General features: G+C 65.4%; 6 protein-coding genes. 4 read left to right on the top strand and 2 right to left on the bottom strand.

Going from position 1 to position 10071, the window contains the following annotated elements; all coding sequences use genetic code 11:
- Nucleotides 1-3: 3 nt before the first annotated feature.
- A complete protein-coding gene (locus RCF13_RS09590; protein WP_061480089.1) occupies nucleotides 4-3177 on the top strand; it encodes a multidrug efflux RND transporter permease subunit in 3174 nt (1057 codons plus the stop codon).
- Between the two features lie 152 nt (nucleotides 3178-3329).
- Here RCF13_RS09590 and RCF13_RS09595 read toward each other — a convergent pair whose 3' ends face one another.
- Both RCF13_RS09595 and RCF13_RS09600 read right to left on the bottom strand, forming a co-directional pair.
- Complete coding sequence (locus tag RCF13_RS09595; protein ID WP_061480105.1) at nucleotides 3330-3593, bottom strand: hypothetical protein; 264 nt, start codon at nucleotides 3591-3593, stop codon at nucleotides 3330-3332.
- 168 nt (nucleotides 3594-3761) lie between these two features.
- Nucleotides 3762-4910: an acyl-CoA dehydrogenase family protein gene (locus RCF13_RS09600; protein WP_134969019.1), complete on the bottom strand. Its 1149-nt coding sequence runs from the start codon at nucleotides 4908-4910 to the stop codon at nucleotides 3762-3764.
- 153 nt (nucleotides 4911-5063) lie between these two features.
- Here RCF13_RS09600 and RCF13_RS09605 point away from each other — a divergent pair, with 153 nt between their 5' ends.
- Genes RCF13_RS09605 through metH form a run of 3 tightly spaced genes read left to right on the top strand, consistent with a single transcriptional unit; the run spans nucleotide 5064 to nucleotide 9840 of the window.
- The gene (locus tag RCF13_RS09605) at nucleotides 5064-5993 is read left to right on the top strand and encodes a metalloregulator ArsR/SmtB family transcription factor (RefSeq protein WP_019660391.1); all 930 of its coding nucleotides are present in this window, start codon (nucleotides 5064-5066) and stop codon (nucleotides 5991-5993) included.
- A gap of 13 nt (nucleotides 5994-6006) precedes the next feature.
- Entirely contained in the window at nucleotides 6007-7098 is a 1092-nt protein-coding gene (locus tag RCF13_RS09610; RefSeq protein WP_061480091.1) for a homocysteine S-methyltransferase family protein, read from the top strand.
- Between the two features lie 57 nt (nucleotides 7099-7155).
- The gene (metH, locus tag RCF13_RS09615) at nucleotides 7156-9840 is read left to right on the top strand and encodes a methionine synthase (protein WP_061480092.1); all 2685 of its coding nucleotides are present in this window, start codon (nucleotides 7156-7158) and stop codon (nucleotides 9838-9840) included.
- Nucleotides 9841-10071 lie beyond the last annotated feature (231 nt).

The raw sequence follows: 10071 nt of genomic DNA on the forward strand, positions 1-10071 counted from the left end.
GTCATGCCTAAATTTTTCATCGAACATCCAGTCTTCGCCTGGGTGGTTGCGATCCTGATCTCGCTCAGCGGCGTGATCGCGATCCTCAACCTGGGCGTGGAGTCCTATCCCAACATCGCCCCGCCGCAGGTCACCGTCTCGGCGACCTACCCGGGCGCCAGCGCCGATACCACGGAAAAGTCCGTCACCCAGGTGATCGAGCAGCAGCTGACCGGCATCGATCACCTGCTGTACTTCAGCTCCTCGTCCGCCTCCAACGGCCGTGCGCAGATCACCCTGACCTTCGAGACCGGTACCGATCCGGACATCGCCCAGGTGCAGGTGCAGAACAAGGTCTCGCTGGCCACGCCACGCCTGCCCTCGGAAGTGACCCAGCAGGGCGTGGTGGTGGCCAAGGCGAACGCCGGCTTCCTGATGGTGGTGGCGCTGCAGTCCGATACCCCGACCATCAACCGTGACGCCCTGAACGACATCGTCGGTTCGCGCGTGCTCGACCAGGTCTCGCGCATCCCCGGTGTCGGCAGCACGCAGCAGTTCGGTTCCGAGTACGCCATGAACATCTGGCTGAACCCGGAAAAGATGCAGGGCTACGGCCTGTCGGCCAGCCAGGTGCTGGCCGCGGTGCGTGCACAGAACGTGCAGTTCGCCGCCGGTGCGCTGGGTTCGGACCCCTCGCCGGAAGGCCAGCACTTCACCGCCACGGTCTCGGCCGAAGGCCGCTTCAGCTCGCCGCAGGAGTTCGAGAACATCATCCTGCGCGCCAATGCTGACGGTTCGCGCGTGCTGCTGAAGGACATCGCCCGCGTTGCCTTCGGTGCCAACAACTACGGTTTCGACACCCAGTACAACGGCAAGCCGACCGGCGCCTTCGCCATCCAGCTGCTGCCGGGCGCCAACGCCCTGAACGTGGCCGAAGCGGTGCGCGCCAAGATGGACGAGCTGCAGCCCAGCTTCCCGGCCGGGGTCACCTGGTTCTCGCCGTACGACAGCACCACCTTCGTCAAGATCTCGATCCAGGAAGTGGTCAAGACCCTGTTTGAAGCGGTCTTGCTGGTGTTCCTGGTGATGCTGATCTTCCTGCAGAACTTCCGCGCCACCCTGATCCCGACCCTGGTGATCCCGGTCGCCCTGCTCGGTACCTTCCTGGGCATGTGGATGATCGGCTTCACGATCAACCAGCTGACGCTGTTCGCGATGGTGCTGGCGATCGGCATCGTGGTCGACGACGCGATCGTGGTGATCGAGAACGTCGAACGCATCATGAGCGAGGAAGGCCTGGCGCCGAAGCCGGCCACGCAGAAGGCGATGACCCAGATCACCGGCGCGGTGGTGGCGATCACCGTCGTGCTGGCCGCGGTGTTCATCCCGTCCGCCCTGCAGGGCGGTGCCGCCGGTGAGATCTACAAGCAGTTCGCGCTGACCATCGCCATCTCGATGGCATTCTCGGCGTTCCTGGCGCTGGGCTTCACCCCGGCGCTGTGCGCGACGTTCCTCAAGCCGACGCACAACGACAACCCGAACATCGTCTACCGCACCTTCAACAAGTACTACGACAAGATCAGCCACACCTATGTGGGCCACATCACCTCTGCGGTGCGCCATGCGCCGCGCTGGATGATCCTGTTCGTGGTGCTGACCGCGCTGTGCGGCTTCCTGTTCACCCGCATGCCGGGCAGCTTCCTGCCGGAAGAAGACCAGGGCTATGCGCTGGCGATCGTGCAGCTGCCGCCGGGCTCGACCAAGGGCCAGACCAACGAAGTTTTCGCGCAGATGCGTGGCATCCTGGAAAAGCAGGATGGCTATGAAGGCATGCTGCAGGTGGCCGGCTTCAGCTTCGTCGGTTCCGGCGAGAACGTGGGCATGGGCTTCATCCGCCTGAAGCCGTGGGAGGAACGCAAGTTCACCGCGCCCGAGTTCATCCAGAACATGAACGGCGCGTTCTACGGTATCAAGGAAGCGCAGATCTTCGTGGTCAACCTGCCCACCGTGCAGGGCCTCGGCCAGTTCGGTGGCTTTGACATGTGGCTGCAGGACCGTAGCGGTGCCGGCTACGAACAGTTGACCCAGGCCCGCAACATCCTGCTCGGCCAGGCCGCGCAGAAGCCGGACCACCTGGTTGGCGTGCGCCCCAACGGCCTGGAAAACGCGCCGCAGCTGCAGCTGCACGTGGACCGCGTGCAGGCGCAGTCGATGGGCATGTCGGTGTCGGACGTGTACAGCACCATCCAGCTGATGCTGGCCCCGGTGTACGTCAACGACTTCTTCTACGAAGGCCGCATCAAGCGCGTGACCATGCAGGCCGATGGCCCGTACCGCACTGGCCAGGAATCGCTGAAGAGCTTCTACAGCCCGTCCAGCCTGACCCAGAACGCCGATGGCACCAACGCGATGATCCCGTTGAACACGGTGGTCAAGTCCGAATGGGTGTCGGCGCCGCCGTCACTGAGCCGCTACAACGGCTACTCGGCGATCAACATCGTCGGTTCGCAGGCACCGGGCACCAGCTCGGGTGAGGCGATGCAGACCATGGAAGGCATCGTCAACGACGACCTGCCGGCCGGCTTCGGCTACGACTGGTCGGGCATGTCCTACCAGGAAATCCTGGCCGGCAACGCTGCGACCCTGCTGCTGGTGCTGTCCATCGTGGTGGTGTTCCTGTGCCTGGCCGCGCTGTATGAAAGCTGGTCGATCCCGGTGGCGGTGCTGCTGGTGGTGCCGCTGGGCGTGCTGGGTGCCCTCGGCCTGTCGATGCTGCGCGGCCTGCCCAACGATCTGTTCTTCAAGATCGGCCTGATCACCGTGATCGGCCTGGCGGCGAAGAACGCGATCCTGATCGTGGAGTTCGCGGTGGAGCAGCGCGCAGCAGGCAAGAACCTGCGTGATGCCACCATCGAAGCGGCGCGCCTGCGGTTCCGCCCGATCCTGATGACGTCGTTCGCGTTCATCATGGGCGTGATCCCGATGGCGATCTCCACCGGTGCCGGCGCCAACTCCCGCCACGCCATCGGTACCGGCGTGATCGGCGGCATGCTGTTCGCCACCCTGCTCGGCCTGCTGATGATCCCGGTGTTCTTCGTGGTCGTGCGCCGCATGCTGGGCGACAAACTGGACGAACCGTCCAAGGAGTTCATGGAACGCCAGCGCGATGCGGATGCCGCACATCGTCCGGATCGTTGATCCGGTGCTGCGCTGAGAACGAAAAGGCCCCGGAGCGATCCGGGGCCTTTTTATTGCCACAATTGAATTCATGCCAACCCAGGTTGGCACCTACCGGAACAACGGCATGGCCGATATCCGTCAACCTGGGTTGGCGCTCTTCGGGCACCGCCTCAGCGCATCACCGCGACCACAGCGCACACCGCCACCAGAATCAGCGAGGCCCACTGCATGGGTACGAAGAAGAAATGGTGGGGCGCGGCCTCCCCCTTCTGCCGCGGCGCACGGTTGAGCCACAGGCCCAGCACCACGTTCACCGCTGCGCCGAGGCCTGCGCCCAGCAGAACCTGTGACAGCGGGGTATTGCCCTTGGGGCCGTCATGCGGAAAGAAGTACGCCAGCAGCAGGATCGCTGCAATCGGCGTCACCAGCGTCATGATTCCCCAACCGCGATAGACCACGTCGTCATCCTCGAAGAAACGGACTGCATTGGAGCAGCATGCATCTCCGCAGGCCAACGGCAAAGACGTCATCTGGATGACCATCATCCACGCGTGGCGTGGACCTGCCGCCGCGCCGCCATTGCGGCGGCGCGGCCAGGCGACTCAGCGCAGCCCGGTTTCGTTGCGGGCGATCACCAGGCGCTGGATCTCCGAAGTACCTTCGTAGATCTCGGTGATCTTGGCATCACGGAAGTAGCGCTCCAGCGGCATTTCCTTGGAATACCCCATGCCGCCATGGATCTGCACGGCCTGGTGGGTAATCCACATTGCCGCCTCGGAGGCGGTCAGCTTGGCGATGGCAGCCTCATTGCTGAAGCGCTTGCCCTGGCCCTTCACCCAAGCCGCGCGCAACGTCAGCAGCAGCGCTGCATCCAGCTTGCACTTCATGTCGGCAATCTTGGCCTGGGTCATCTGGAAGGTACCGATGGCCGCACCGAATGCCTTGCGCTCCTTGACGTATTCAATCGTCGCTTCATAGGCGGCTCGGGCGATGCCGACGGCCTGCGAAGCGATGCCGATGCGACCGGCATCGAGCACGCTCATGGCGATCTTGAAGCCCTCGCCTTCCTGGCCCAGCACGTCTTCGGCCTGCGCCACGTAATCGTTGAACTCGATCTCGCAGGTGGCCGAGGCGCGGATGCCCAGCTTGGGCTCGGTCTTGCCACGACCGAAACCGGCCTTGTCGGTATCGATGATGAAGGCGGTGATGCCGCGCGCGCCCTTGTCCGGCTCGCTCATCGCGAACAGCACGATGTACTTGGCCACCGGACCGGAGGTGATCCAGCTCTTCTTGCCATTGATGACGAAGGTGCCGTCGGCCTGCTTCACCGCGCGGCAGCGCATGGCGGTGGCATCGGAACCGGACTGCGGCTCGGTCAGCGCGAACGCGCCGATGGACGTACCTTCGGCGATGGCACGTACGTAGGTCTGCTTCTGATGCTCGGTACCGTGGGTCAGGATGCCGTTGCAGAACAGCGAATTGTTGACCGACATGATGGTCGAATGGGCTGCGTCGGCGGCGGCGACCTCCACCATCGCCAGCACGTACGCAACCGGGTCCATGCCCGCACCGCCGTATTCGGTCGGCACTTCAATGCCCATCAGGCCGTTCTCGCCCAGCAGGCGGATGTTGTCCAGCGGGAACTCGCCGGTGCGGTCATGGTGCTCCGCACTGGGGGCGATCTTTTCCTGCGCGATGCGCCGCGCAACGTCCTGCAGCATCAACTGCTCTTCGGTAAAGCTGAAATCCACAACACCCTCCCGGGTACATGAAGTAATGGGCCGCATACGGCGCGCCCAGGTGCTCCGATTGTACCGGGGCCCGGCAGTTTCCGTACGCCGGCGACTTGACCGCGACAGGCCCCTTCAGCGAATATATCTCTATATCGCGATAGGTAGATGTTTATGGATCTGGAAGACTGGTCGACCCGCCTGAAGGTGTTCGCCGATGCCACTCGCGTGCGCCTGCTGGCGCTGCTGGAGCAGGAGGAACTGACCGTGGCCGAACTGTCGGCGATCACCCGGCTGGCGCAGCCACGCGTGTCCACCCACCTGGCACGCCTGAAGGAAGCCGGCCTGGTCCGCGACCGCCGTGCCGGCGTGTCGGCCTACTACCGCTTCGACGAGGCCCAGCTGGACCCGGCGCAGCGTGCATTGTGGCATGCCTTGAGCAACGGAAGCGATGACCCGCTGCTGCGCCAGGACGCTGAACGCGTGGCCGCCGTGCTGGCCCACCGCGCCTCCGACCAGAACTGGGCCGACAGCGTGGCCGGCGACATGGAACGCCACTACTCGCCGGGCCGTACCTGGGAGGCGCTGGCCCGCACCGCCTTGCCGTTGCTGGAGACCGGCGACGTGCTGGACATCGCCTCCGGTGATGGCGTGCTGGCCGAACTGGTCGCCCCCCACGCCAAGCGCTACATCTGCATCGATACCAGCGCGCGCGTGGTTGCCGCCGCCAGTGAACGCCTGCGGCGGCTGCCCAATGTGGAAGTGCGCGAGGGCGACATGCATGCCCTGCCGTTCAAGGATGCCAGCTTCGACCTGGTCGTGCTGATGCATGCGCTGACCTACGCCAGCAAACCGGCGCAGGCGGTGACCGAAGCTGCACGCGTACTGCGCCCGGGCGGCCGCCTGCTGCTGTGCAGCCTGGCCCGCCACGAGCACAAGGCAGCGGTGGAGGCCTATGGCCACGTCAACCTCGGCTTCAGCGACAAGGAGCTGCGCAGGTTCGTCGACAAGGCCGGCCTGCAGGTGTCCAGCCTGGAGACGGTCACCCGCGAGAAGCGTCCGCCGCACTTCGAAGTGATTTCGCTGATTGCCAACAAGCCCTGAGCCAGAGACCGCCATGCCCGCCCTGCCCTGGTTGCATCCTGATCGTGCCAACGCCCTGCTCGACGCCCTGCGCGAGCGGATCCTGATCATCGATGGTGCGATGGGCACGATGATCCAGCGCCACGGGCTGCAGGAGCAGGACTATCGCGGCGAGCGCTTCGCCGGTGGTTACGACCATGCCCATGGACCCGGCTGCGACCACGCCGCGCCCGAGGGTCACGACCTGAAGGGCAACAACGATCTGCTGCTGCTGACCCGGCCGCAGATCGTCGCCGACATCCACACCGCCTACCTCGAGGCCGGTGCGGACCTGGTCGAAACCAACACCTTCAATGCAACCTCGGTCAGCCAGGCCGACTACCACCTCGAGCACCTGGTGTACGAGTTGAACAAGGCCGGCGCTGCGGTCGCGCGCACGTGCTGTGATGCAGTGGCCGCAACCACTCCGGGCAAGCCGCGCTTCGTGATCGGGGTGATCGGCCCGACCAGCCGCACCGCTTCGATCAGCCCCGACGTCAACGATCCCGGCTTCCGCAATACCAGCTTTGACGAGCTGCGCGACACCTACCGCGAAGCCATCGAGGGCCTGATCGACGGCGGCGCCGATACCCTGATGGTCGAGACCATCTTCGACACGCTCAACGCCAAGGCCGCGCTGTATGCGCTGGAGGAAGCGTTCGATGCGCGCGGCGGGCGGCTGCCGGTGATGATCTCCGGCACCATCACCGACGCTTCCGGTCGCACCCTGTCCGGGCAGACCGCCGAGGCCTTCCACGCATCGCTCGCCCACGCCCGACCGTTGTCGATCGGCTTGAACTGCGCGCTGGGCGCCGATGCGATGCGCCCGCATGTGGAAACCCTCTCGCAGGTCGCCGACTGCTATGTCAGCGCCCACCCCAACGCCGGCCTGCCCAACGCGTTCGGCGAGTACGACGAAACTCCTGAAGAGATGGCCTCCACGCTGCGCGGCTTCGCCGAGGATGGCCTGTTGAACCTGGTCGGCGGCTGCTGTGGCTCCACCCCCGAGCATATCCGTGCGATTGCCAATGCCGTGGCCGGACTGCCGCCGCGCGCACTGCCCGGCACCCGGGAGCAGGCCGCATGAACGTTGCCGCCACCGTCCCGCACTTCCCGCCCTACTGCTGTTGAGCCGACGCCTGCCATGACGCCTGTCCGCCCTACCCGCCTGTCCGGCCTGGAACCTCTGGTCATCACCCCGGACCTGCTGTTCATCAATGTCGGCGAACGCACCAACGTCACCGGCAGCGCGCAGTTCCGCAAGCTGATCAAGGAAGGCCGCTACGAGGAGGCGGTGGACGTGGCCCGCCAGCAGGTGGCCAGCGGCGCGCAGATCCTCGACGTCAACATGGATGAGGGCCTGATCGATTCGGAAGCGGCGATGACGCGCTACCTCAACCTGATCATGTCCGAGCCGGACATCGCGCGCATCCCGGTGATGGTCGACTCCTCCAAGTGGAGCGTGATCGAGGCCGGCCTGAAATGCCTGCAGGGCAAGAGCGTGGTCAACTCGATCTCGCTGAAGGAAGGCGAAGCGCTGTTCCGCGAGCACGCGCGCAAGGTGCTGCGCTATGGCGCCGCGGCAGTGGTGATGGCGTTCGACGAGGCAGGGCAGGCAGACACCTGTGCGCGCAAGGTCGAGATCTGCACGCGCGCCTACCGCATCCTGGTCGACGAGATCGGCTTCCCGCCGCAGGACATCATCTTCGACCCGAACATCTTCGCCGTCGCCACCGGCATCGAAGAGCACGACAACTACGCGGTGGACTTCATCGAAGCCACCCGCATCATCAAGCAGACCCTGCCGCACTGTCATGTCTCCGGCGGCGTCTCCAACGTCTCGTTTTCGTTCCGCGGCAACGAAACCGTGCGCCAGGCCATCCATTCGGTGTTCCTGTACCACGCGATCGCTGCCGGCATGGACATGGGCATCGTCAACGCCGGCGCGATGCCGATCTACGACGAACTGGAGCCGGACCTGCGCGAGCGTGTCGAGGACGTGATCCTCAACCGCCGAAGCGATGCCACCGAGCGTCTGCTGGAGATCGCCGAGCGCTACAAGGGCAGGAAGGGCGCGGCGAAGACCGAAGACCTGGCCTGGCGCGAAAAGCCGGTGGCACAGCGTTTGGCGCATGCCCTGGTACACGGCCTGGATGCCTTCGTCGAGGAAGACACCGAACTGGCCCGGCAGGCCTCCAGCCGCCCGCTGGATGTGATCGAAGGACCGCTTATGGACGGCATGAACATCGTCGGCGACCTGTTCGGCGCCGGCAAGATGTTCCTGCCACAGGTGGTGAAATCCGCGCGCGTGATGAAGAAGGCCGTGGCCTACCTGCTGCCTTACATCGAAGCGGAAAAGGCACGCAGCGGTGACACCGCCAAGAGCAACGGCAAGATCATCATGGCCACGGTGAAGGGCGATGTGCATGACATCGGCAAGAACATCGTCGGCGTCGTACTGGCCTGCAACAACTTCGACGTGGTCGACCTCGGCGTGATGGTGCCGGCGCAGAGGATCCTCGATGCCGCCCGCGAGCACAACGCCGACCTGATCGGCCTGTCCGGGCTGATCACCCCGTCCCTGGAGGAGATGAGCCACGTCGCCCGCGAGATGGAGCGCCAGGGCTTCGACCTGCCGCTGCTGATCGGCGGCGCGACCACTTCGCGTGCGCATACCGCGCTGAAGATCGACCCGCACTACAAGGCGCCGACGGTGTGGGTGAAGGATGCATCGCGCGCGGTGGGCGTGGCGCAGTCGCTGATCTCGCGTGATCTGCGCGAGGCCTTCGTTGCCGCCAACGAAGCCGACTATGCCGAAATCCGTGCACGCCACCGCAACCGCGGCGACGCCAAGCGGCTGGTCACGCTGGAACATGCGCGCGGGCAGAAATTCCAGGGCGGCTGGGACAACTACACTCCACCGGCACCGAATCAGCCCGGCCTGCACGTATTCGACGACTATCCCCTGGCCGAACTGGTCGACTACATCGACTGGACGCCGTTCTTCCAGGCCTGGGAGCTGGCCGGCAAGTTCCCGGCGATCCTCACCGACGAGATCGTCGGTACCCAGGCCAGCGAGCTGTACAAGGATGCCCGTGCGATGCTCGAGCGCATCGTCGGCGAGAAGTGGCTGACGGCCAAGGCCGTGTTCGGCCTGTGGCCGGCCACCAGCATCGGCGACGATGTCCGCGTGCAGCACCCGCAGGGCGAAACCACCCTGCACTTCCTACGCCAGCAGGTGGACAAGCCGGCCGAACGCCCGGATTTCTGCCTGGCCGATTTCATTGCACCGGCCGACAGCGGAAAGCAGGACTGGATCGGCGCGTTCGCGGTCACTGCCGGTATCGGCATCGACACCCACGTCGCGCGCTTCGAGGCCGAGCACGACGATTACAACGCGATCCTGCTGAAAGCACTGGCCGACCGCTTCGCCGAGGCGCTGGCCGAGCGCCTGCACCAGCGCGTGCGTACCGAATTCTGGGGCTACGACCGCGCCGAGACGCTGGACAACGAGGCCCTGATCGACGAGCAGTACCGCGGCATCCGTCCGGCCCCGGGCTACCCGGCCTGCCCCGAGCACAGCGAGAAACGCCGCCTGTTCGACCTGCTGCAGGCTGAGAAGAACGCGGGCATGGAATTGACCGAGAGCTTCGCGATGCTGCCCACGGCCGCTGTCTCGGGCTACTACTTCAGCCATCCGCAGAGCCAGTACTTCGTGGTCGGGCGGCTCAGCCGCGAACAGGTCACCGACTATGCCCGGCGCAAGGGCGTGGACCGTGCCCAGGCCGAACGCTGGCTGGCCTCCAATCTCGACTACGACCCCGAATGAGGCGGTAGCGGGGGGGGGGGGCCCGGGGCGGCCCCCCCGCCCCGCGCCGGGGCCCGCGGGCCCCCGCCGGGATTAAACCAAGGGAAGGACCGCGGCGCCGGTTCTACAAAAATCAATACCTTGTGTGGGGGGTCTCGGGTATGGTTTAGGGGGTTATAAGTCAGGGTTCCGCGGGGCCACGCCCGGGGGCCGGGGTGGGCCGGGGGGATGGGCCCCGCCGCTACCGCCTCA

The organism is Stenotrophomonas maltophilia group sp. RNC7 (assembly GCF_030910085.1).
Taxonomy (GTDB): Bacteria; Pseudomonadota; Gammaproteobacteria; order Xanthomonadales; family Xanthomonadaceae; genus Stenotrophomonas; species Stenotrophomonas sepilia.

What these genes read in the sequence shown, in the direction of transcription:
- RCF13_RS09605 (WP_019660391.1), top strand. Translation starts at nt 5,064, where the DNA reads ATGGATCTGGAAGACTGGTCGACCCGCCTGAAGGTGTTCGCCGATGCC.
- RCF13_RS09595 (WP_061480105.1), bottom strand. Translation starts at nt 3,593, where the DNA reads ATGACGCTGGTGACGCCGATTGCAGCGATCCTGCTGCTGGCGTACTTC.
- RCF13_RS09610 (WP_061480091.1), top strand. Translation starts at nt 6,007, where the DNA reads ATGCCCGCCCTGCCCTGGTTGCATCCTGATCGTGCCAACGCCCTGCTC.
- RCF13_RS09590 (WP_061480089.1), top strand. Translation starts at nt 4, where the DNA reads ATGCCTAAATTTTTCATCGAACATCCAGTCTTCGCCTGGGTGGTTGCG.
- metH (WP_061480092.1), top strand. Translation starts at nt 7,156, where the DNA reads ATGACGCCTGTCCGCCCTACCCGCCTGTCCGGCCTGGAACCTCTGGTC.